This is a genomic window from Citrobacter gillenii (assembly GCF_013337685.1).
Classification (GTDB): domain Bacteria; phylum Pseudomonadota; class Gammaproteobacteria; order Enterobacterales; family Enterobacteriaceae; genus Citrobacter; species Citrobacter gillenii.
Genome location: NZ_SUQN01000001.1, coordinates 729,703 through 751,635 on the forward strand (window position 1 = coordinate 729,703; position 21,933 = coordinate 751,635).

A 21,933-nucleotide genomic window follows, 5' to 3' on the forward strand; every position below is an offset into this window, starting at 1 on the left:
ATATTTGCTCCGGCGCGAGTACGCCGGAGCAGGAGGGTCATTAACGCGGCAGGGCGGTTCCCCATTCACGCCACTCTTTGGGTTCGCTTTCCAGCAACAGGAAGTGTTTTCCAGCCTGTGCTTTTGGTGCCAGTGGCGTACCCGGTGGAGTGGCGAAGGCAATACCGCCGCGAATGAACTGATTAAAGGTCCCGGTTTTCACCACGCCGCCGGTCAGGCCGAAGTCGAGGTTGTAGCCGGACGCCAGCCAGAACACGGAGTTATTACGCACCAGATGCTGATAGCGCTGGCTGATGCGCATGGCAATCATCACGCGGTCAGAAAGCGAACCCAGCGTCAGCCCGGTGACGGTACCCACCTCGATACCTCTGAACAGAACCGGAGTGCCGATATTCAGCGACCCGGCTTCCGGCGCTTCGACCACGATGCTCAGGCCATCAAGATAACGCGAGTCGGTAATAGTGGCTTCCTGTAGCTCAAAATCACGGCGTGGATTCCCGCGACCCGGCTCCACGTTAATATAAGGCTGCAAGATGGTATCGAGGTGCTCCACACCTGCCGCAGAGATTTGCGGGGTAATTACCGAGAAGCGTGTCCCGCTGCGCGCAAAGGTCTGGACATATTCCGGGTACAGTACCGCTTTCGCCTGCACTTCATTGCGTGCGGTGATGAGTTCCAGGGTTTGGATCTGACCAATATCGATGCCAAGATAGCGAATTGGCATGCCCGCGGCGAGCTTACCGGCGTCAAAGGCGTGCAGGGTAATTTGGCCGCCTACCGCACGTGCGGCGGTTTCAGAAGCGTACAGAATCCGCTTGTCACCTTTGCGTTGGCTGGCGCTGGCACCGCTCAGGTTGTCGAAGCTAATTGCCCCTTTTAGCGCGCGAGACAACGGAGAAGCCTGTACGGTCAGTCCGCTACCGTTAAGTTGAACTTTTGCGCCGCCTTCTGCCCAGAACACGCTGTTGTTGGTTAACAGGTTGCGGTATTCCGGTTTGATGTGCAGGTCGATATCAAACGCATCGGCGCGAGGGCGCACGCTAATCACTTCACCCACTTCGAATTTACGGTACAGCACCACTGAACCGGCCTGAACGTCAGGCAACGTTTCGGCGCGCAGGCTGAGCGTGGTGGTCGGCAGATCGCTCAGGCTGTTTTCAATCGCTTTCTCCAGGTTGGCATAAAGCGGATAGTTGGGTTTCATTTCACCTTTGGTGCCGGGTAAAATACGAATACCGCCGCTAATCCATTCGCTGGCACTGGCTCCTAAGAACTCCACGCCGTCAATGCCTACTTTGACGTCAACCCGACTGTTGACCACAAATTTACTGTCACCTTGTACCAGGTCGCGATGCTGGGGTTCGATGGCAACAGTAAAGGAAACGCCTTTGCTGGACAGCGTACGTTCAATCACTTGTCCAACCTGGACACCATGCAGGATCAGCGGTTGACCCGCCTCAATGCCGTAGCTTTCCGGTGCAGTCAGGGTGAGCGTCATCACACCTGGATCATGCAATAAGGATTTTTCGCCGGGAACTACTACAAACTGACTGCGAGGTTCGCCCTCGCCGGGGACCAGTTCGAAGGTTTTACCGGTTAACAGCGAACTGAGGTTTGCATCGCTCAACGACAATTTGGGGCTGCGCAGTTCAATGCGCGTATTGTCCCGCAGCAACGAGACGACGCTCGGATCCACCGTCATTTCGCCGGTGACTTTGCCTCCTGGGATAAGTTCCAGTTTCGTCAGTTCGCCGACCTCCAGGCCCTGGTACATCAGCGATGTGGACCCTGCTTTTAGCCCATCGCCGCTGGGTAATTCCAGCTTGACGATCACGCCGCGCTGGCTGTGGGCAAGATCTTGATACAGACCAAATGTATCGTCGGCAACAGCGGGCTGTGAATCTTCCGGTGAGTCAAAGGCGATGGCACCATTCACCAGTGCGGCCAGACTTTCCAGCTTAACCTTCGCCCCACTGAGGCTGATATCCGCATTGACCCCAGACACGTTCCAGAAACGGCTGCCTTTTTTGACCAGATTAGTAAATCGGCGCTCAATGAGCACATCGATGGTTACGCCCTGATTATTGGGGTTAATGGTGTAGTCATATACCCTGCCTACCGGTATTTTGCGGAAATATACCAGCGAGCCGCTGTTCAGGGAGCCGAGGTCAGGTGCATGCAGATGCAACATTAAATCGCCGTTATTCAGGCGATACTTGGGCTGCGTATCCAGGGCGACGAAATGATCTCTCGGCTCTCCGGTTCCGGGCATCATTCCGATATAGTTTCCGCCAACCAGTGCGTCGAGGCCGGAAACGCCTGCCAGCGAGGCTTTTGGCGTCACCAGCCAGAACTGCGTATCTTTACGCAGGGCATCTTTCATGCTGGCCTTGATGCTGACGCGAACTTCAATCTTGCGCAGATTTTTGCTGAGACTGATATCCTGCACCGTGCCAACTTCGACACCCTGATAGCGAACAGGCGTCCGGCCCGGCACAATACCATCTGCAGACATAAAGTCGATGGTAACGGTGTTGCCGCGGTCTTCATAGCTTCCCCAGATCAGCCACCCGGCGATCATCAGGGCGATGAACGGTAGCAGCCAGAATGGAGAAATGCGGCGTTTTGTTTTAATCTGCGCTTCAGTCTGCGAAGCGGGCGTTTCCTGACTCATGTGCATCCCAAAGTAAGCGGCTGTCCAGCCATTCCACAGCAAGAATAGTCAAAATTACCGCTGCGCCGAAATAAAACGCAGCCGGTCCCATAGTAAAAGCCAGTATCTGGTCGCGATTAATCAGCGACATGGTTAAGGCAATAACAAACAGATCCAACATTGACCAGCGGCCAATCCACGTCACTATGCGCAGTAGCAGAATGCGCGTGCGTAAGCCCTGTTCACATTTAAAATGGATGCTAATCAATAGGGTAAGCATCACGATCACTTTGGTGAAAGGCACCAAAATACTGGCGATAAAGACGATTGCCGCGACACCAACATTGCTGCTTGCCAGCGACATAATGCCGGACAGGATCGTGTCTTCCTGCCGGGATCCGTTAACGTAAATAACCGAGATGGGCAGCAGATTAGCAGGCAGCAGCAGGACAATCGAGGCCAGCAGCGCGGCCCAGCACTTTTGTATGCTTTGATTCCTGCGCCAGCGCAACGGAATATGGCAACGCGGGCAGCGACTGCGGGTGTCCGGATAGCCTGTAAAATGGCAGCCGAGGCACACGCGAAGCTGTTCATCGGGGCGCCGTGCGGGTCTTTGCGGGTAAAAACGGTCCCACAACTGTTCCACGTTGAGGTGCGACAGCGTCAGAATACTGAGGATCACCAGCGCAAGAAAAGCATACAGCCCCACGCCCGGCAGTAGGAAAGCGTAGTCCTGCACTTTGATCGACGCGACGCCGATACCGACCAGGTAAATGTCGAGCATGACCCACTCTTTGAGCCTTTCCAGCATCAGCAGGACCGGGCGCAGGTTCATACCGAGAATGTTGCCTAACCACAGATAAGCAATGGACGAGACAAGTATTATCGGCGCGCCCATCACGCAAAAGAGCACGAAGGAGGCGGTGAGTGGATCACCCTGGCGGGTCATTTGCCAGATCCCCTGAACCACATTGGCGTCAATACGAATGCCTAATAAAAAGATGTGTAACAGCGGCTCTCCCCAGGCAAAAGGCATCAGCAGCAGCATGGTGAAGGCCATTGCCGCCAGCCGTGTTAATGACCAGTCGCGTCCGTCACGAATTTTTGCCTGACAGCGGGGACAGTATGCACTTTGGTGCGAACGCATTTTCGGCAAGCTAAATAGCATGTCGCATTCGGGGCAACGCTGGTAGTGCGCACGGGGTAGCGCCTCACCGACGGACCTGATCGCTATTTTTTTGGATGGCTTGATGCGTGGAGTATTTAGGGCCATGTATCGCGGATCAAAGTGTTAGAGTAATGTTATCTTAACCCATGACGGGAATGATCTTGAGCATTAACGCATTTAATGTTTATTTTAGTAGGCTGCAGTTTTAAGTAAGACAACTAAGTGATTACATAATGAACAAAATAGAGCTATACACGGATCTGAACCGTGATTTTCGCGCATTGATGGCAGGTGAAACCAGTTTTCTGGCAACGTTGGCAAATACCAGCGCCTTGTTGTACGAACGTCTTTCAGAAGTGAACTGGGCTGGTTTTTATCTGCTCGAAAACGACACGCTGGTGCTCGGTCCCTTCCAGGGAAAGATCGCCTGTGTGCGTATCCCTGTTGGGCGTGGCGTGTGTGGTACAGCGGTGGCGCAGAACCAGGTTCAGCGCATTGAAGACGTTCACGCCTTTGACGGGCACATTGCTTGCGATGCCGCCAGCAATGCTGAAATCGTCCTGCCAATCATGGTTGAAAATCAGATAATCGGCGTGCTGGATATTGATAGCACAGCGTTTGGCCGCTTTACTGAAGAGGATGAACAGGGGCTGCGTACGCTTGTGGCACAGCTTGAAACCGTGCTTGCAATGACGGATTACAAAAAATTCTTTGCGACCGTCGCAGGATAATCAACGGATAACGTAGCAATTACTGATGACGTCATTATAATGACGCCTGTTCATGCCTGCGCTTGTTGGCTACGTCCGTTGTAATCAGGAAATTTCATGGAAAATCAACCTAAGTTGAATAGCAGTAAAGAAGTTATCGCGTTTCTGGCCGAACGCTTCCCGCAATGTTTTAGTGCGGAAGGCGAAGCGCGCCCGCTGAAAATTGGCATTTTTCAGGATCTGGTAGAGCGTGTTGAGGGTGAAATGAACCTCAGCAAGACACAGCTTCGTTCTGCCTTACGTCTCTACACTTCAAGCTGGCGCTATCTGTATGGCGTTAAGCTGGGCGCAACGCGTGTCGATCTCGACGGCAACCCATGTGGTGAGCTGGATGAGCAACACGTCGAACATGCGCGCAAACAGCTTGAAGAAGCAAAAGCCCGCGTTCAGGCGCAACGTGCCGAGCAACAGGCGAAAAAACGCGAAGCGGCAGCTGCTGCGGGTGAAAAAGACGGCGCACCGCGTCGCGAGCGTAAGCCGCGTCCTGCTCCGCGTCGTAAAGAAGGTGCAGAGCGTAAACCTCGCGCTGAAAAACCGGCCGCTCAAGCACCGCGTGCTCCTCGCGAAGAACAGCATACCCCAGTGTCTGATATTTCAGTGCTGAAGGTAGGGCAGTCTTTAAAGGTGAAAGCAGGTAATAATGCGATGGATGCCACCGTATTAGAAATCACCAAAGATGGCGTCCGTGTACAGCTGAATTCGGGTATGTCTTTGATTGTACGCGCAGAACACTTGGTGTTCTGAAACGGAGGCCTGGCCTGGCATGAACACTTTTTTTAGGCTTACTGCGTTAGCTGGTCTGCTTGCATTAGCAGGCCAGGCACTCGCTGTGGAAGACATCACGCGTGCCGATCAACTCCCCATACTGAAGGAAGAAACGCAGCACGCGACGGTGAGCGAACGTGTCACATCGCGTTTTACGCGTTCTCATTATCGCCAGTTCGATCTGGATCAGGCGTTTTCGGCAAAAATTTTTGACCGCTATCTGAATCTGCTCGACTACAGCCATAACGTGCTGTTAGCGAGCGATATAGAGCAGTTTGCTAAAAAGAAAACCGTCATCGGTGATGAACTGCGCACGGGCAAGCTGGATGTCTTTTACGATCTCTACAATCTGGCGCAAAAGCGCCGGTTTGAACGTTACCAGTACGCGTTAAGCGTGCTGGCGCGTCCAATGGATTTCACCGGTAACGACACGTTTAACCTCGATCGCAGCAAGGCCCCATGGCCAAAAAGCGAAGCCGAGCTAAACGCATTGTGGGACGGTAAGGTTAAATTCGATGAACTTAGCCTGAAACTGACCGGTAAAACCGATGCTGAAATTCGTGAAACGCTGACCCGTCGTTACAAATTTGCTATTCGCCGTCTGGCGCAGACTAACAGTGAAGATGTGTTCTCACTGGCGATGACGGCGTTTGCGCGTGAAATCGATCCGCATACCAACTACCTGTCTCCGCGGAATACCGAACAGTTCAATACCGAAATGAGCCTGTCTCTGGAAGGTATTGGCGCGGTTCTGCAAATGGATGATGACTATACCGTTATTAATTCAATGGTAGCGGGTGGTCCGGCAGCCAAAAGCAAGGCGATAAGCGTAGGCGATCGTATTGTTGGCGTCGGCCAGGCTGGTAAAGGCGTCGTTGATGTGATTGGCTGGCGTCTCGATGACGTTGTCGCGCTGATCAAAGGACCAAAGGGTAGCAAGGTTCGCCTTGAAATCCTGCCTGCCGGTAAAGGCACCAAGACACGTACCGTTACGCTAACGCGTGAACGTATTCGTCTGGAAGACCGTGCTGTTAAAATGTCGGTCAAAACCGTTGGCAAAGAAAAAGTCGGTGTGCTCGATATTCCCGGTTTCTACGTTGGCTTGACGGATGACGTTAAAGTTCAGCTGCAGAAGCTGGAAAAACAGAATGTCAGCAGCGTGATCATCGATTTGCGCACTAACGGTGGTGGTGCACTGACCGAAGCCGTATCGCTTTCCGGTCTGTTTATTCCTTCTGGCCCTGTTGTTCAGGTTCGCGACAATAACGGTAAAGTGCGCGAAGACAGTGATACCGACGGCGTTGTTTACTATAAAGGCCCGCTGGTGGTGCTGGTTGACCGTTTCAGTGCTTCTGCTTCTGAGATTTTTGCCGCGGCAATGCAGGATTACGGCCGTGCGTTAATCGTCGGGGAACCGACCTTTGGTAAAGGCACCGTGCAGCAGTACCGTTCTCTGAACCGTATCTACGATCAGATGCTGCGTCCGGAATGGCCAGCGCTGGGTTCCGTTCAGTACACTATCCAGAAATTCTACCGTGTTAACGGTGGCAGCACGCAACGTAAGGGCGTGACGCCGGATATCATCATGCCGACAGGCAATGAAGAAACTGAAACCGGTGAGAAGTTCGAAGATAACGCCTTACCGTGGGATAGCGTTGATGCTGCAACCTATGCGAAGTCAGATAATTTAACGCCGTTTGGTCCTGAATTACTGAAAGAACATAATGCGCGTATCGTTAAAGATCCTGAGTTCCAGTACATCATGAAGGATATTGCTCGTTTCAATGCCCTGAAAGATAAGCGCAACATCGCGTCTCTGAATTACGCTCAGCGTGAGAAAGAGAATAACGAAGATGATGCCCTGCGTCTGGCGCGTATCAACGATCGCTTGAAGCGTGAAGGTAAACCGCCGCTGAAGAAACTGGACGATCTGCCGAAGGATTACCAGGAGCCGGATCCGTATCTCGATGAGACGGTGAAAATCGCGCTCGACCTGGCGCGTCTTGAAAAAGACAAGCCAGCGGAACAGTCTGCGACCAAACAGTAATATCCAACAGGCACAAGAAATTGTGCCTGTTTTTTTAACAAGCGTATGAAGTCGTCAGTCTGATACGGTAAAATGTAAAGTTGTGTCTTTCTACTGACTTAGCACGTATGCATGCTTGAAAATAGCCGTAAGACCCATACGATATGGGTAATCGCATAGTGCGTTTTGTTAAATTGAGGTTAAAAGAAAATTATGATGCGAATCGCGCTCTTCCTGCTGACGAACCTGGCTGTGATGGTCGTTTTCGGGCTGGTATTGAGCCTGACAGGGATTCAGTCAAGCAGCGTTCAAGGCTTGTTGATTATGGCTCTGCTGTTTGGTTTTGGTGGTTCCTTTATTTCGCTGCTGATGTCCAAATGGATGGCGTTAAAGTCCGTTGGTGGGGAAGTAATTGAACAGCCCCGTAATGAAAGAGAACGCTGGCTGATGAATACTGTAGCAACTCAGGCTCGTCAGGCTGGGATCGCTATGCCACAGGTGGCTATTTACCATGCGCCAGATATTAACGCGTTTGCGACCGGTGCTCGCCGGGATGCGTCGCTGGTGGCTGTCAGCACCGGCTTGTTGCAAAACATGAGTCCCGATGAAGCCGAAGCCGTTATCGCACATGAAATTAGCCACATTGCCAATGGCGATATGGTTACCATGACGCTGATCCAGGGCGTGGTGAACACCTTTGTTATCTTTATCTCACGTATTCTGGCGCAACTCGCCGCCGGCTTTATGGGCGGAAACCGTGAAGAAGGTGAGGGTAGCAACGGCAACCCGCTAATCTATTTCGCGGTAGCGACGGTGCTGGAGCTGGTGTTTGGTATTCTGGCGAGCATTATTACCATGTGGTTCTCACGTCATCGTGAATTCCATGCGGATGCAGGCTCTGCCAAACTGGTGGGTCGTGAGAAAATGATTGCTGCGTTGCAGCGGCTGAAAACTAGCTATGAGCCGCAGGAAGCAACCAGCATGATGGCCTTCTGCATCAACGGTAAATCTAAGTCGCTGAGTGAGCTGTTTATGACTCACCCGCCGCTGGATAAGCGTATTGAAGCGCTGCGCAGTGGGGAATACCTGAAATAACCCGCAGCAGGTTAAATAATGAAGAAGCGCGTCGTTAGACGCGCTTTTTTTACGCCTGAATCCGAGGTTGGGTGATCCGCAGTCCGCTGACAATAGCGGCAAGCGTCGCCAGAATGCCAGCCGCCAGCAGAGACATGTGGGTACCGCTGTCGCCAAACTGATTCAACATCAACGCCACTAACGCGGCACCGGTGCTTTGTCCCAGTAAACGCGCCGTTCCCAGCATCCCGCTTGCGCCACCGCTGCGTTCACGCGGCGCGGAAGTGATGATGGTATGGTTGTTTGGTGACTGGAACAGACCAAAGCCAGCACCGCACAGGATCATCGGCCAGATAATATTGAAGTCCGACGGGGCGGAGGGCAGCAACACCAGAGAAAATAACCCGCATGCCATCACCACCATGCCTAATGCCCCTAAAAGCCCGGCGTGGACGCGTTCAATCAGGTAACCCGCCAGCGGTGCCATAACCATGGTGGCCAGCGGCCATGGGGTCAACAACAGACCTGTTTCAACTTCACTACGACCCAACACGGTTTGTAAAAAGAAGGGGAGAGAGACCATGGCCAACATTTGCGCGCAGAATGAACAGATCGAGGTGCCGATGGAGAGCGAAAAAAGCGGTATGCGCAGCAGATCAACCGGTAACAGCGGTACAGGTAGTGACAGCTGTCGACGGACAAAGAAATAGCCCACCACGAGAAGTCCCGCCAGTTCAGCCCCGATTAGCGTGAGTGACTGTCCCTGGGCAAACCCACTGAGTGCAGTTATCAGCAAACCGAACGTTAACGCATTCATCACTGCGCTGGGTAAATCAAAACGGGGTTTATTGCTGCGTGCAGCGTTTGCGGGCAAAAAGCGCATAGCCAGCAGTAGAGCAATAATCCCAAGCGGTACGTTAATCAAAAACAACCATTTCCATGAGGCAATGGAGAGGATCGCCGCGGCAATAGTCGGACCTGCAGCAGACGAGACCGCCACGATGAATGAATTAATACCCATTCCGCGCCCCAGTTGGCGTTGAGGGTAAATAAGCCGGATCAGCGCCGTATTCACGCTCATTAATGCGGCTCCGCCAAACCCTTGTGCCACGCGCGCCAGCGTGAGCATCTGCAGGGAATCTGATAATGCGCAGAAGAGAGATGCGAGCAGAAAAACGACCAGTCCGCATTTATAAATACGTCGGTAGCCAAACATGTCGCCCAAAAAAGAAAATGAGAGTAGTGAAACCACTATCGCAATTTGATAGGCATTAACGACCCAAATTGAACTGGCGGGGGAGGCCTGAAGATCGGCGGCAATCGTCGGCAGGGCAACATTGGCAATTGCACCATCCAGTACGGCCATCGAAATACCCATAATAATGGTTAATATTGCGCCATATCGTTGGGGCAGCGGCAGGCCATCGGCCTGAAATTTATCCATAGGAAGTCAATATTGTCGGAAATTATGATGAGAATAATAATTTTAGCATTGATATTCAGGTGTTATGTCGCAGATTTGTAACTAAGTGGGCAAAGATGGATTGCGAGCATCGGTACGTGAAATTATAATAAAAACCGGTTCTGATTTTTATAAAACACTCGTAATGAGGTGATAAATGGCTATCGCAGATCTGGATAAACAACCCGATTCTGTTTCTTCCGTGCTGAAGGTTTTTGGCATTCTGCAGGCACTGGGTGAAGAGCGCGAAATTGGTATAACCGAATTGTCGCAACGCGTCATGATGTCTAAAAGCACCGTTTATCGCTTTTTACAGACCATGAAAACGCTGGGTTATGTGGCACAGGAAGGTGAGTCTGAGAAATACTCTCTGACCCTGAAACTGTTTGAACTGGGCGCTCGCGCGTTGCAAAACGTCGATCTGATCCGTAGCGCTGATATTCAGATGCGTGAACTGTCGCGTTTAACTAAAGAGACGGTCCACCTCGGTGCGCTGGACGAAGACAGCATTGTCTACATCCATAAAATCGACTCGATGTACAATTTACGCATGTATTCTCGCGTTGGACGTCGTAACCCGTTATACAGCACGGCGATCGGTAAAGTACTGCTGGCATGGCGTGACCGTGACGAAGTAAAACAGATTCTTGAAGGCGTGGAATACAAACGCAGCACCGACCGTACGATCACCAGCACTGATGAGTTGCTGCTGCTGCTGGATAAAGTGCGTGAGCAAGGCTACGGTGAAGACAACGAAGAGCAGGAAGAAGGACTGCGCTGCATCGGCGTTCCGGTCTTTGATCGTTTCGGTGTGGTCATCGCAGGTTTGAGTATTTCATTCCCGACTCTGCGTTTTTCTGAAGAGCGTTTACACGAATATGTCGAAATGCTGCACACGGCTGCGCGAAAAATTTCAGAACAAATGGGTTATAACGATTATCCATTCTGATTTGATTTATACGCAATAGGTCAAAAGCCCCAGGTATTTTGTACCGGGGCTTTTTAAATGAGCAAAATTAATACAAGCCGACACCAATAACAGGTAATTTTCTTGCTTCAATATTAACCGTTATCGACAATGACGGTGCTTTTCCTTAACAGGGGACAGTCCGACAAGCCGATGATACCGCTGCTGGTATGTACGTACTGTGCGGTGCTGGTGCCCCGTGCCGTCAGGTACTTGCATTGCAGACCCAGTCCTGCTGCGTTCTCCTTACTCCCTATCAGCACGCCATAGCCACTCAGTAATAAACCAATCCAAACCAGAGCCAGCAATACAATTGCGCGAATAATCAGACGCATTACAACCTCTTATCTTTTCTCGTTATTATAAGATTAGCTTGTACACTGAATGAAACAAGTGAATCATTCCTAAAAATATTTATGCCGCTAAGGTTAACGTTGGGTTTAGGTAACGCATGATAATTTAGTCGCATAAGATGTGGATTCGGAGAGTGGAGTTGGAGTGAAAAAAATTCGGTGGGTGGTGCTGATCATTGTCGTACTGGTATGCATACTGATGTGGGCGCAGGTGTTCAACATCATGTGCGATCAGGACGTACAATTTTTCAACGGAATTTGTGCCATCAATAAATTTATTCCCTGGTAAGCGCATTTTAGCAACAGTTGATTACCTTCTTGTGCGGCAGTGGTAAACTACGCTGTCTACATTGAGGTGGTAAAATGAACGAAGTTTTGAACTCTGGCGCGCTAAGTTTTGCGTCTTTAGTGGTATCGGTGGTGGTTCTGGTTATCGGGCTTGTACTGTGGTTCTTCATCAATCGGGCAAGCTCACGAACTAATGAGCAGATCGAGTTACTTGAAGCGTTGTTAGATCAACAAAAACGACAGAACGCATTGCTTCGTCGTCTTTGTGAAGCTAACGAACCTGAAAAAGCCGCAGAACCTGCAGTGAAAAACCAGGATGAAGATGAAAGTATCATTCGCCTGGTAGCAGAACGTTAGTCAACTGAAAGACAGGGTGGGCGTCTGATGACGCTGTTCTCAGATATTCCATCCTGTCGTTAACCCTGTCATATCATTTTCTTCTGCGACCTCCACGCGGTTCGCGCGGTGAACTGTCGATAACGTTCTTCCATCAATCCATGTTGGCCGATTAATTCTGTGCCTGTACGTGGTGTTAAATATAATTACCCATACGTTAATAATATGATTATGCCATTTTTGTGATAGTGATCGTTTTTATTATCAGCGAAACGTTTCTCTTACTTTTTTTGTGCTTTGTCATCATTCTTTCATTATTTTTCTGCAAAACCAGAAGACGGATCTCATTTTTACCGTTGTGACAAATTATGCATTACTAAGCATAAAAAATGATATTCAGCACACGGTGCATCAGTGAGTCTGGAACAACCTCACAAGGTGAGCTATGGTAGACATGTCGCGGCTGCTGCGTATGCCAGCCGGGGCAGGGCGGGAGCGGTGAGAATATATCCAGACTCGGTCTGGCGCATAACTGTGCAGTTGTCGTGAGATGAACTTCGGGATTTGTGCGACCGATCGAGACACGTTTAAAAATGGCTTGCCATTATTATCGTTGTATGTGATAACACGTTTTGGGTTAAACGAGGTACAGTTCTGTTTATGTGTGGCATTTTCAGTAAAGAAGTCCTGAGTAAACACGTTGACGTTGAATACCGCTTCTCTGCCGAACCTTATATTAGTGCCTCAAGCAGTAATGTCTCAGTTTTATCTATGTTATGCCTGCGGGCGAAGAAAATACTCTAAGGAATTTTGCAAATGGCAAAGATTAAAGGTCAAGTTAAGTGGTTCAACGAGTCTAAAGGTTTTGGTTTCATTACTCCTGCTGATGGCAGCAAAGATGTGTTCGTACACTTCTCTGCAATCCAGGGTAACGGCTTCAAAACTCTGGCTGAAGGCCAGAACGTTGAGTTCGAAATTCAGGACGGCCAGAAAGGTCCGGCTGCTGTTAACGTAACAGCTATCTGATCGAAACCACTGATTTGAAGCGCTCAGGCGCAGCAATTTCAGATATAAAGCCTCGCATTTGCGGGGCTTTTTAATTCAGATTACGTCAAAGTATTTCAAAATGCCGTCCCATTAGCGCTTTGTTGCAAAGGCGTGATATTCGTAGCATTCTTTTCCCCGCTTTCTGTCGCTAATTCTCGTTAAATCAGTCACCTGAAAAACTATCTTGCTGGAGAACAGGTGAAAAAGAAAAACGACGGCGATGCACGCAATTTTACTCCCGTACGTTTTGCCCTGCTTTGCGCGGCAATTTTATTGAGTCTGGGGCTGCTCCTTGGCAGGGTTGCGTGGTTGCAAATCGTCACGCCGACCAGTCTGGTGAAGCAGGAGGACATGCGCTCATTACGTGAAGTAACGACAGCATCACCGCGTGGAATGATTACTGACAGAGAAGGGCGACCGTTGGCGGTGAGCGTACCGGTTAATGCTGTCTGGGCCGATCCTAAGACGATTATTAGCAAAGGTGGTGTCGGGTATAACGAGCGCTGGCAAGCGTTGGCAAAAACGTTGAATTTGTCGCTTAGCGCACTGGCGGAACGCGTTAATAGTAACCCCGCCGGACGGTTTATCTACCTGGCGCGCCAGATTTCACCCCAACAGGCGCAGTGGGTTGATAACCTGAATCTTCCGGGGATTAATCTTCGCGAAGAGTCCCGTCGTTTCTATCCCGCTGGCCACGTTGCCGCGAATTTGATTGGCTTCACCAATATTGATGGCCAGGGTATTGAAGGGGTAGAGAAAAGTTTCAATAGCCAGTTGATGGGCAAACCCGGCTCGCGGTTGGTGCGTAAAGACAAATTTGGTCATGTGATTGAGAACATCACGGAAGTGATGCCGGTACCCGCACATGAGTTGCAGCTCAGCATCGATGAACGCTTGCAGACGGTCACCGAGGATGCGCTGGACAATGCCGTGACGTGGAATAAAGCCGAGTCAGGGGCGGCGGTACTGATCAACATCGCCACTGGGGAAATATTGTCGATGGCGAGTTTCCCGGATTTCAACCCCAATAACCGCGACGGTGCGGTGCTGGACGATTTTCGTAACCGCGCGATCAGCGATACCTTTGAGCCAGGATCTACCGTTAAGCCGTTGGTGCTTATGACTGCCCTGCAACAGGGAATTGTACAGCCCGACAGTGTGATTGATACCCACCCCTTTAATCTTGACGGGCACCGTATTCGCGATGTTGGCTATTATCCTGAGTTGTCGCTGACCGGTATTTTGCAAAAATCGAGCGATACCGGCGTGTCACATTTATCATTAGCTATGCCCATTCAGCGATTGTTGGACACCTACAAGAGCTTTGGTTTTGGCGAACCGACAGGTCTAGGGTTGACTGGCGAAAGCAGCGGCTTAATGCCTCAGAGACGTTACTGGAGCAGTTTGGATCGCGCAACCTTTGCCTTCGGCTACGGATTAATGGTCACGCCGCTACAGTTGGCGCACGTTTACGCCACCATTGGCAGTTTTGGCATCTATCGACCGCTGTCCATCACCCGTATCGATCCGCCGGTAATAGGCCGACGCGTCATGTCTGAGGCGTTAGTTCATCAGGTTGAGCATATGATGGAAAGCGTTGCGCTGCCCGGCGGTGGGGGAACAAAGGCTGCGGTACGAGATTATCGCGTGGCGGTAAAAACCGGGACGGCAAAGAAAATTGGCGATGACGGCAAATATGTCGATAAATACGTGGCATATACGGCGGGCGTGGCTCCGGCAAGCGATCCGAAGTTTGCGCTGGTGGTGGTTATCAACAACCCGCAAAATGGGGCGTATTACGGTGGTGCCGTATCGGCCCCCGTCTTTAGTCAGATAATGGGGGATGTGCTGCGTCTGGAAAACGTTAAACCGGATGGCATGCCCGCTGACTCGGAACACTTGCTGGTAATGCACGGTAATCACGACGTCTCTCCGGCGCTGTAAGTTATTTTCCCTGGGCGCAATTCGCGTTACACTTGCGCCCTGAAGCCATCTGCCGGAGTTGTCATGTTGTTTTCCTGTCCCCTTTGCCATCAGCCTCTTACTCAAGATAACAACAGTTTTGCCTGCCCTGGGCGGCATCAGTTTGATGTGGCGAAAGAAGGGTATGTCAACTTACTGCCTGTTCAACACAAACGCTCGCGCGATCCAGGTGACAGTGCGGAAATGATGCAGGCACGTCGGGAATTTCTCGATGCCGGCCACTATCAGCCGCTGCGTGAGGCGATTGTGAATGTTCTCCAGGAATCGTTAACGCCAGGTGACGCGGCGATTCTCGATATCGGCTGTGGGGAAGGGTATTACACGCACGCGTTTGCCGATGCGCTGGCAGGAAGTGTGACCTTTGGTCTGGATGTCTCGAAGGTGGCGATCAAGGCCGCAGCAAGGCGTTATCCGCAGGTGACATTTTGTGTTGCGTCAAGTCATCGGCTGCCTTTTGCTGATGCTTCAATGGATGCCATTGTCAGGATCTACGCCCCCTGTAAAGCTCAGGAGCTGGCGCGCGTGGTGAAGCCGGGTGGATGGGTGATAACGGCCACGCCGGGCCCGCGCCATTTAATGGAGCTGAAAGGGCTGATTTACGATGAGGTGCGTTTGCATGCGCCACACACGGAACAGCTGGAAGGCTTTGCTCTGCAGCAGAGTATCGCGTTGGGCTATCAGATGCAGCTTAGCGGTAGCGAGGCTGTGGCATTGCTGCAAATGACGCCTTTTGCCTGGCGGGCAAAACCGGAAGTCTGGGAAACGCTGGCGGGGAAAACGACATTTGACTGCCAGACAGACTTTAGTATTCATATCTGGCAGCGTGTGAATTAACCGTGGAAATGTGCCCAGAGGATCTGGGCACCGATACCAATTAGCACCACCCCGCCGAGAATTTCAGCACGTTTACCCAGCATGGGGCCGATAAAACGGCCGATCATCATCCCCAGCGTGGACATCATTAGCGTGGCGCAGCCGATAGCCAGCGCGGTGGCAATAATGTTCACCTGCAGGAAAGCCAGACCGACGCCGACGGCCATCGCATCGAGGCTGGTGGCAATGGCGGTGGTCACCAACAGCCAGAAACCGTGGCGACGCTGCGGCTCTTCATCTTCATCACCGTTATCACGGAAACCTTCGATTATCATTCGTCCACCGAGAAAAATCAGCAGGATGAAGGCAATCCAGTGGTTCCACTCGAGTACGAATTTACTCGCCAGCATGCCCATACCCCAACCAATCAGCGGGGTCAGCGTTTCGACAGCGCCGAAAATTAAGCCAGTGCGCAGAGCTTCAGAGAATTTAGGTTTGTGTAGCGTAGCACCTTTACCAATTGATGCGGCGAATGCATCCATCGACATGCCGAAAGCGAGAAGAACAGTAGCGGTGAGATTCATAACAGCGTCCTGACCGGGGTATCCATTAAACACATCACTGCCCCCAGTAACCATGCACGCCCGAACACGCAGTTCAGGAGACATGCATTGCAGTTGATGTGTCTATGGTCTCGCCTGACTGTATGTTTACAGTCCGTACGCGCCACGCCTTGCGACGAGTATGTTGACACGTACATTTCCGGAGTCTGGAAATCGGCTACTCCCCAATGACGGGCGCAACCTTAACATATTTTGAGAATATAAAACAAGAAACGGGTGGATATTATTTGACTTCTAATTGAAAACGATTTTCATTTAGATTTAATTGTCGATAATGCGTTAAATTAAATAACAAAAAGAGAACGTGAATATAGCCTGTGCTATGTTTGTTATACGTCAATATACAAATAACATAGTTCAGGCTATGTTTCTATATCATTGATTTGATATGAGAAGTTTATATATTCTCTCAAGGTCGTCTATATTTCGTACGCGGATCAGCAATCGCCGATGTTCTAATTGCATCACCAGTACGCCATCTTCCGACAAATTCATCTCTTTAATCCGGCTATATTCCACCCAAACATTGGCGAAGAAAAACCCTTTCTGTTTAAAGATGATTTTTGGCGTGCGGATCCAGAACAAATATATTCCCATCAATATCAGCGCACACAATAACCAGGTAGTGAATTGCGCCCCATGGCTGGTGACGTTGTTGTAGATGAGAATCGCGATCAATCCAATGAAGATAACGCTATCGACACGACTACGGGGCAGCAGGGGAACAGCAAGCAGAGTAGGGCCATTACGGCGGGGCATGATGAACTGATCGTAGATGGCAAACGCCAGCAGCGACAGGATAAAAAGAACCAGCACCAGGTCCGTGATAGTCATGAATCCTTAACCCTCTAAATAGAAAAACCGGGAGCAGAGCCCCCGGTATGGTATAGCAGTCTTACAGGCCGAGCAGGCCGACAGCGTAACCCGCGATACCGATGACGAAGAAGCCAACGATAATCCACAGAGCGTTCACTTTCTTACGCAGCAGCCACATACAGGCGAAGGTCAGCAGCAGCGGTACCAGGCCCGGCATCAGCTGGTCAAGGATGGTCTGCACGGTGGTTACGCGAGTCTGACCATCCTGACCGGTGATGGTGGAAACCACCAGCGGGATGTTCACGTGCGTCCACTTATTCACCAAGGCCCCCATGACAAACAGGCCAAGGATTGACGCCCCCTCAGTCAGTTTCTGTAGGAAGCCGCCGCCCATATCTTTAACGATATCGACACCTTTACGATAACCGTAGGCCACACCGTAGTAGCGTGTTGCCAGACGTACCGCGTTGAACAAGATGAAGAACAACAGTGGGCCTAGCAGGCTGCCACTCATCGCGATACCCGCACCGAGGGCGGCAAATACCGGACGCACGGTACCCCAGAAGATCGGGTCACCTACGCCTGCCAGCGGACCCATCAGACCGACTTTGATACCGTTGATGGCACCATCGTCAATCTCTGCACCGTTAGCACGCTGTTCTTCCATCGCCAGCGTTACGCCAAGAACCGGTGCCGCAACATAAGGATGGGTGTTAAAGAATTCCAGGTGACGCTTAATAGCCTGCTTACGCGCGTCGTTGTTCTCCGGGTACAAACGGCGAATTGCCGGTATCATGGAGAAGCAAAAACCCAGCGCCTGCATACGTTCGAAGTTCCATGAACCCTGGAACAGGTTAGAACGAAGGAACACGCCACGAATGTCACTCGGAGTGAGTTTTTTCTCGGTGGTAGTTTTAGTCATATCAACCATTTCGCTCACCTGCTAGTCCAGTTCGTTATCAAGGTCATTGTTGCCAGCAGCTTGCGCTGGCGCACCCGCTACGCGGTTATATTTCGGGCTCAGCTGAATGTAGAGGATGGCCATAACTGCGCCAATCACACCCAGTGCAACCAGGTTAAAGTTGGTAAATGCCGCGGTGACGAAACCGAGGTAGAAGAACGGCATCAGGTAGCCTGCGCGCATCATGTTGATGACCATCGCATAACCCACGACGACGATCATACCGCCCGCGATGTTCAGGCCGCCGGTGACCACTTCAGGGATGGCGTTGAGCAGGCCCTGGACTTCACTGGTGCCGACAGAAATCGCCACGATAACCGCAGGGATCGCGATACGCATTGCTTGCAGGAACAGCGAGGACACATGCAGCCAGGAGAGCGCCGTCAAGTTGCCGCTCTCAGCAGCCTTATCCGCAGCGTGCTGGAAGGCGACGGTGATGGTACGAACGATGATAGTCAGAACCTGGCCAGCTGCTGCCAGCGGGATAGCCAGCGCGATACCGGCACCGATGCTTTGGTGACCTGCGATAACCAGAACGGTAGAAATAATTGAGGCCAGTGCGGCATCTGGTGCAACGGCGGCACCGATGTTCATCCAACCCAGCGCGATCATTTCCAGGGTACCACCGATGATAATACCGGTTTTCATGTCCCCGAGAACGGCGCCAATCAGCGTACAGGCCACCAACGGACGGTGGAACTGAAATTCATCGAGTACCGACTCCATACCCGCGATACATGCGACGATGAACACCAGCACAATCTGAAGAGTGGTAATCTCCATTGTACTTCTCCTATTGCTATACAGACTTAAGTGTGAAAACTAAGTAAATGCCAGCGGGTTATTTCGCTTTGGCAATCAAATCCATCATTTTCAGTTTCTGATCGGTAGAAACCTTACGGGCTTCGAGTTCAATGCCGCGTGCGTTGAGTTTCTTGAAGGCTTCGATGTCTTTTTCATCAACGGAAATCGCGTTGTTAACCTGCGTTTTACCCTGACGGAAAGCCATGCCACCAATGTTTACCGAGGTGATTTTTACGCCACCTTCCACGACACGTTCAACATCGGTCGGGTTGGTGAACAGCAGCATCACACGATCGCCTGCATATTTCGGGTTGTTGTAGACGCGGATCATTTTCGCGACATCCACCACGTGCGCCGTTACGCCTGGAGGCGCAACCTGCGTCAACAGCGTTTTACGCACCGTATCTGCGGCAACTTCATCGCTGACGACGATAATGCGCGTGACGTTGGTTTCTTTGGTCCAGCGGGTGGCTACCTGACCGTGGATTAAGCGGTCATCGATGCGTGCGAGGCCGATGTGCATATAATCGTTCGGACCCATCGGTTTAGCCGGTGCCGCTGCTTTTGCTGCAGCAACTGGGGCCGGAGCGGCTTTTTCTACCGGTTTTGCTTTCAGCGCTTTCACGCCTTCGCTACCGGTTTCTACTGCCAGTGCGACTAATTCATCAAAGCTTGGGTTGTCATCACGCGCCATAAAGGTTTCGACCAGCATGGGAATGTTCACGCCAGCGATCACTTCGTAATGCTCTTTGTCGACGACAATGCGGCTCGCAGCGTTGAACGGGCTGCCTCCCCATGTATCAACGAGAAATAGCACGCCTTTACTGGTATCGAGTTTTGCCAACTGAGCGTTGTACTTTTCGATCAGCGTTTCAGCATTTTCGCCTGGAACGAAATCGATCCAGCCGACGTTTTCCTGCTCGCCTAACAGCATTTCTGCTGTTTTAAGTAACTGCTCTGCAGCCCAACCATGTGTGCCTATTACAATAGCAATGGTCACTTGCTACCTCCTTTATTATCGTTAACACATCGACAACGAGATGTATTTTGAATCGTCGTCCGCAAGCGAATCGATTCAGATAAGGGTTACAATGAAAAACCTATGATTTTCGTGAATTATTTTAGATATCGAAAAAAATAATTTATGTGATGAAGATCCGTAATTTAACTTCCGATTAAAAGAAATTTCGAAGAGTAAAATATCTCCGACACAACTTATTGCAAAGGAAGGTAAATCTTTGCTAAAAACCGGTTGTGTCTGTTATGTTTAGCATATATTTAATTAATCAGGAGTATAGGGCAGTAGCCCACCGTATGGATCGTCACCGACGTCATTTCACCTCGAGGCCGCTTAGCGCCTGTCAGTTTGGCACTTTTTGCCACACACTTTATCTGCATATTGCTTCAACGCCTGAGATGTCCAGGGCGCAGTTTAGCCATTCTTTGAGCAGGAGCTTGTCATGGAATTCTTAATGGACCCGCAGATTTGGGTGGGTTTGCTCACGCTTGTTGTTCTCGAAATTGTTCTGGGTATTGATAACCTGGTCTTTATTGCGATTCTGGCCGATAAGCTGCCGCCTAAACAGCGGGATAAAGCGCGTCTGATCGGGTTGTCGCTGGCGCTGATTATGCGTTTGGCACTGCTGTCCGTGATCTCGTGGATGGTGACGCTGACGAAACCGCTGTTCACGGTGATGGACTATTCGTTCTCGGGGCGTGACCTGATTATGCTGCTGGGAGGTATCTTCCTGTTGTTCAAGGCTACCACCGAACTGCATGAGCGGCTGGAAAACCGTGAGCATGATACCGGCCAGTCAAAAGGCTATGCGAGCTTTTGGGTTGTCGTGACGCAGATTGTGATCCTCGATGCGGTCTTCTCCCTGGATGCGGTGATTACAGCCGTCGGTATGGTGAACCACCTGCCGGTAATGATGGCGGCGGTGGTGATTGCGATGGCGGTGATGCTGTTGGCGTCCAAGCCACTGACGCGATTCGTGAACCAACATCCGACGGTCGTGGTGCTGTGTCTGAGCTTCTTGTTGATGATCGGTTTGAGCCTGGTAGCCGAAGGGTTTGGCTTCCACATTCCGAAAGGTTATCTGTACGCTGCGATCGGCTTCTCGATTATTATCGAACTGTTTAACCAGATTGCTCGTCGTAACTTTATTCGCCACCAGTCGACGCTGCCGCTGCGTGCACGTACCGCCGAGGCCATTGTGCGCCTGATGGGCGGTAAACGTCAGGCCGGTGTGCAGATGGAGTCTGATAACCCGGTGCCGGTACCCGTTCCGGAAGGGGCATTTGTTGAAGAAGAACGCTATATGATCAACGGCGTGCTGTCGCTGGCCTCACGTTCTTTGCGCGGCATTATGACGCCGCGTGGCGAAATCAGCTGGGTGGATGCAGATCTGAGCGTGGCAGAAATTCGTGAACAGCTGCTCTCTTCCCCACACAGCCTGTTCCCGGTGTGTCGTGGTGAACTGGACGAAATTATCGGTATCGTGCGGGCAAAAGAACTGTTGGTGGCCCTCGAAGACGGCGTAGATGTGGCAGCAATTGCCTCAGCGTCACCGGCCATCGTGGTCCCAGAAACGCTGGATCCGATTAATCTGTTGGGCGTGTTGCGTCGTGCCCGTGGCAGCTTCGTTATCGTTACTAACGAATTTGGCGTTGTTCAGGGTCTGGTGACCCCGCTGGATGTTCTGGAAGCCATTGCCGGTGAGTTCCCGGATGCTGATGAAACACCGGAAATCATCGCCGATGCGGGTGGCTGGCTGGTTAAAGGCGGCACCGATCTGCACGCTCTGCAGCAGGCGCTTGACGTTGATACGCTGGTGGACGAAGACGAAGACATTGCGACGGTGGCGGGGCTGGTTATCGCGGCTAACGGTCACATTCCGCGTGTTGGCGATGTGATTGAGGTTGCACCGCTAAGCATCACCATTGTCGAAGCGAACGACTATCGTGTGGATCTCGTTCGTATTGTTAAAGAGCAATCCGCTCACCACGAAGACGAATAATTTG

The 21,933-nt window shown here is 51.2% G+C and carries 22 protein-coding genes and 1 riboswitch; of the genes, 13 read left to right on the plus strand and 9 right to left on the minus strand.

Annotated features, from left to right (window positions below):
* Positions 1–40 precede the first annotated feature (40 nt).
* A complete protein-coding gene (locus FCH32_RS03435) occupies positions 41–2,674 on the minus strand; it encodes a PqiB family protein (protein ID WP_174360496.1) in 2,634 nt (877 codons plus the stop codon).
* A complete protein-coding gene (gene yebS, locus FCH32_RS03440; protein ID WP_096756695.1) occupies positions 2,643–3,926 on the minus strand; it encodes a membrane integrity lipid transport subunit YebS in 1,284 nt (427 codons plus the stop codon). Before yebS ends, FCH32_RS03435 begins: the two co-directional genes overlap by 32 nt.
* A gap of 128 nt (positions 3,927–4,054) precedes the next feature.
* Between yebS and FCH32_RS03445 the strand changes: the two genes are divergently transcribed.
* The 4 genes from FCH32_RS03445 to htpX all read left to right on the plus strand — a co-directional run bounded on the left by FCH32_RS03445 (position 4,055) and on the right by htpX (position 8,477).
* Positions 4,055–4,552, plus strand: a complete 498-nt coding sequence (locus FCH32_RS03445) for a GAF domain-containing protein (RefSeq protein ID WP_096756696.1) — start codon at positions 4,055–4,057, stop codon at positions 4,550–4,552.
* Positions 4,553–4,648: 96 nt separating this feature from the next.
* The gene (proQ, locus tag FCH32_RS03450; protein WP_096756697.1) at positions 4,649–5,335 is read left to right on the plus strand and encodes an RNA chaperone ProQ; all 687 of its coding nucleotides are present in this window, start codon (positions 4,649–4,651) and stop codon (positions 5,333–5,335) included.
* 19 nt (positions 5,336–5,354) lie between these two features.
* Positions 5,355–7,403, plus strand: coding sequence for a carboxy terminal-processing peptidase (prc, locus tag FCH32_RS03455; protein ID WP_096756698.1), 2,049 nt, complete (start codon positions 5,355–5,357; stop codon positions 7,401–7,403).
* A gap of 192 nt (positions 7,404–7,595) precedes the next feature.
* Positions 7,596–8,477 (plus strand): protease HtpX, encoded by an 882-nt coding sequence (gene htpX / locus FCH32_RS03460; protein ID WP_096756699.1) that lies wholly within the window; start codon positions 7,596–7,598, stop codon positions 8,475–8,477.
* A 49-nt stretch (positions 8,478–8,526) separates the two neighbouring features.
* Here the strand turns inward: htpX and FCH32_RS03465 are convergent, their stop codons facing one another.
* Positions 8,527–9,900, minus strand: a complete 1,374-nt coding sequence (locus FCH32_RS03465) for an MFS transporter (protein WP_117342934.1) — start codon at positions 9,898–9,900, stop codon at positions 8,527–8,529.
* 175 nt (positions 9,901–10,075) lie between these two features.
* On the opposite strand from FCH32_RS03465, the gene kdgR reads away from it, so the two are divergent.
* Entirely contained in the window at positions 10,076–10,867 is a 792-nt protein-coding gene (gene kdgR, locus FCH32_RS03470) for a DNA-binding transcriptional regulator KdgR (RefSeq protein ID WP_096756701.1), read from the plus strand.
* 113 nt (positions 10,868–10,980) lie between these two features.
* Here the strand turns inward: kdgR and FCH32_RS03475 are convergent, their stop codons facing one another.
* Complete coding sequence (locus FCH32_RS03475) at positions 10,981–11,220, minus strand: YobH family protein (RefSeq protein ID WP_096756702.1); 240 nt, start codon at positions 11,218–11,220, stop codon at positions 10,981–10,983.
* A 163-nt stretch (positions 11,221–11,383) separates the two neighbouring features.
* Between FCH32_RS03475 and mgrB the strand changes: the two genes are divergently transcribed.
* From mgrB to rlmA, 6 genes are all read left to right on the plus strand, one after another.
* Positions 11,384–11,527, plus strand: coding sequence for a PhoP/PhoQ regulatory lipoprotein MgrB (mgrB, locus tag FCH32_RS03480; protein ID WP_115258239.1), 144 nt, complete (start codon positions 11,384–11,386; stop codon positions 11,525–11,527).
* A gap of 74 nt (positions 11,528–11,601) precedes the next feature.
* Complete coding sequence (locus FCH32_RS03485; RefSeq protein WP_117342933.1) at positions 11,602–11,883, plus strand: YebO family protein; 282 nt, start codon at positions 11,602–11,604, stop codon at positions 11,881–11,883.
* A 639-nt stretch (positions 11,884–12,522) separates the two neighbouring features.
* Positions 12,523–12,666, plus strand: a complete 144-nt coding sequence (locus FCH32_RS03490) for a DUF2627 domain-containing protein (RefSeq protein ID WP_003034983.1) — start codon at positions 12,523–12,525, stop codon at positions 12,664–12,666.
* Positions 12,667–12,678: 12 nt separating this feature from the next.
* Positions 12,679–12,888, plus strand: a complete 210-nt coding sequence (cspE, locus tag FCH32_RS03495) for a transcription antiterminator/RNA stability regulator CspE (RefSeq protein ID WP_001062678.1) — start codon at positions 12,679–12,681, stop codon at positions 12,886–12,888.
* A 219-nt stretch (positions 12,889–13,107) separates the two neighbouring features.
* Complete coding sequence (gene ftsI / locus FCH32_RS03500; RefSeq protein WP_137399982.1) at positions 13,108–14,853, plus strand: peptidoglycan glycosyltransferase FtsI; 1,746 nt, start codon at positions 13,108–13,110, stop codon at positions 14,851–14,853.
* A 63-nt stretch (positions 14,854–14,916) separates the two neighbouring features.
* Entirely contained in the window at positions 14,917–15,726 is an 810-nt protein-coding gene (gene rlmA, locus FCH32_RS03505; RefSeq protein WP_174360497.1) for a 23S rRNA (guanine(745)-N(1))-methyltransferase, read from the plus strand.
* On the opposite strand, the gene mntP is transcribed toward rlmA, so the two are convergent.
* From mntP to manX, 5 genes are all read right to left on the minus strand, one after another.
* Complete coding sequence (gene mntP / locus FCH32_RS03510) at positions 15,723–16,289, minus strand: manganese efflux pump MntP (RefSeq protein WP_174360498.1); 567 nt, start codon at positions 16,287–16,289, stop codon at positions 15,723–15,725. The two genes, rlmA and mntP, sit on opposite strands and share 4 nt — an antisense overlap.
* 116 nt (positions 16,290–16,405) lie before the next feature.
* A riboswitch (yybP-ykoY riboswitch) is annotated at positions 16,406–16,506 on the minus strand.
* Positions 16,507–16,703: 197 nt separating this feature from the next.
* Positions 16,704–17,162 carry a DUF986 family protein gene (locus FCH32_RS03515; protein WP_115258242.1) on the minus strand — a complete coding sequence of 153 codons (459 nt, stop codon included), beginning with the start codon at positions 17,160–17,162 and terminating at the stop codon, positions 16,704–16,706.
* Between the two features lie 61 nt (positions 17,163–17,223).
* Positions 17,224–18,075, minus strand: coding sequence for a PTS mannose transporter subunit IID (locus tag FCH32_RS03520; RefSeq protein ID WP_096756708.1), 852 nt, complete (start codon positions 18,073–18,075; stop codon positions 17,224–17,226).
* 12 nt (positions 18,076–18,087) lie between these two features.
* The gene (locus FCH32_RS03525) at positions 18,088–18,888 is read right to left on the minus strand and encodes a PTS mannose/fructose/sorbose transporter subunit IIC (protein WP_096756709.1); all 801 of its coding nucleotides are present in this window, start codon (positions 18,886–18,888) and stop codon (positions 18,088–18,090) included.
* 58 nt (positions 18,889–18,946) lie between these two features.
* Positions 18,947–19,909 (minus strand): PTS mannose transporter subunit IIAB, encoded by a 963-nt coding sequence (gene manX / locus FCH32_RS03530; RefSeq protein WP_096756710.1) that lies wholly within the window; start codon positions 19,907–19,909, stop codon positions 18,947–18,949.
* 314 nt (positions 19,910–20,223) lie between these two features.
* On the opposite strand from manX, the gene FCH32_RS23405 reads away from it, so the two are divergent.
* Together FCH32_RS23405 and yoaE are read left to right on the plus strand one after the other, a co-directional pair.
* Complete coding sequence (locus tag FCH32_RS23405) at positions 20,224–20,382, plus strand: protein YoaL (protein WP_411509345.1); 159 nt, start codon at positions 20,224–20,226, stop codon at positions 20,380–20,382.
* Positions 20,370–21,929, plus strand: coding sequence for a CNNM family cation transport protein YoaE (yoaE, locus tag FCH32_RS03535; RefSeq protein WP_096756712.1), 1,560 nt, complete (start codon positions 20,370–20,372; stop codon positions 21,927–21,929). Before FCH32_RS23405 ends, yoaE begins: the two co-directional genes overlap by 13 nt.
* Positions 21,930–21,933: the final 4 nt, after the last annotated feature.

Excerpts from the sequence above, each read along its gene's own strand:
- FCH32_RS03435 (WP_174360496.1), bottom strand. The coding sequence starts at position 2,674 with ATGAGTCAGGAAACGCCCGCTTCGCAGACTGAAGCGCAGATTAAAACA.
- yebS (WP_096756695.1), bottom strand. The coding sequence starts at position 3,926 with ATGGCCCTAAATACTCCACGCATCAAGCCATCCAAAAAAATAGCGATC.
- FCH32_RS03445 (WP_096756696.1), top strand. The coding sequence starts at position 4,055 with ATGAACAAAATAGAGCTATACACGGATCTGAACCGTGATTTTCGCGCA.
- proQ (WP_096756697.1), top strand. The coding sequence starts at position 4,649 with ATGGAAAATCAACCTAAGTTGAATAGCAGTAAAGAAGTTATCGCGTTT.
- prc (WP_096756698.1), top strand. The coding sequence starts at position 5,355 with ATGAACACTTTTTTTAGGCTTACTGCGTTAGCTGGTCTGCTTGCATTA.
- htpX (WP_096756699.1), top strand. The coding sequence starts at position 7,596 with ATGATGCGAATCGCGCTCTTCCTGCTGACGAACCTGGCTGTGATGGTC.
- FCH32_RS03465 (WP_117342934.1), bottom strand. The coding sequence starts at position 9,900 with ATGGATAAATTTCAGGCCGATGGCCTGCCGCTGCCCCAACGATATGGC.
- kdgR (WP_096756701.1), top strand. The coding sequence starts at position 10,076 with ATGGCTATCGCAGATCTGGATAAACAACCCGATTCTGTTTCTTCCGTG.
- FCH32_RS03475 (WP_096756702.1), bottom strand. The coding sequence starts at position 11,220 with ATGCGTCTGATTATTCGCGCAATTGTATTGCTGGCTCTGGTTTGGATT.
- FCH32_RS03485 (WP_117342933.1), top strand. The coding sequence starts at position 11,602 with ATGAACGAAGTTTTGAACTCTGGCGCGCTAAGTTTTGCGTCTTTAGTG.
- FCH32_RS03490 (WP_003034983.1), top strand. The coding sequence starts at position 12,523 with ATGTGTGGCATTTTCAGTAAAGAAGTCCTGAGTAAACACGTTGACGTT.
- cspE (WP_001062678.1), top strand. The coding sequence starts at position 12,679 with ATGGCAAAGATTAAAGGTCAAGTTAAGTGGTTCAACGAGTCTAAAGGT.
- rlmA (WP_174360497.1), top strand. The coding sequence starts at position 14,917 with ATGTTGTTTTCCTGTCCCCTTTGCCATCAGCCTCTTACTCAAGATAAC.
- mntP (WP_174360498.1), bottom strand. The coding sequence starts at position 16,289 with ATGAATCTCACCGCTACTGTTCTTCTCGCTTTCGGCATGTCGATGGAT.
- FCH32_RS03515 (WP_115258242.1), bottom strand. The coding sequence starts at position 17,162 with ATGACTATCACGGACCTGGTGCTGGTTCTTTTTATCCTGTCGCTGCTG.
- FCH32_RS03520 (WP_096756708.1), bottom strand. The coding sequence starts at position 18,075 with ATGGTTGATATGACTAAAACTACCACCGAGAAAAAACTCACTCCGAGT.
- FCH32_RS03525 (WP_096756709.1), bottom strand. The coding sequence starts at position 18,888 with ATGGAGATTACCACTCTTCAGATTGTGCTGGTGTTCATCGTCGCATGT.
- FCH32_RS23405 (WP_411509345.1), top strand. The coding sequence starts at position 20,224 with ATGGATCGTCACCGACGTCATTTCACCTCGAGGCCGCTTAGCGCCTGT.
- yoaE (WP_096756712.1), top strand. The coding sequence starts at position 20,370 with ATGGAATTCTTAATGGACCCGCAGATTTGGGTGGGTTTGCTCACGCTT.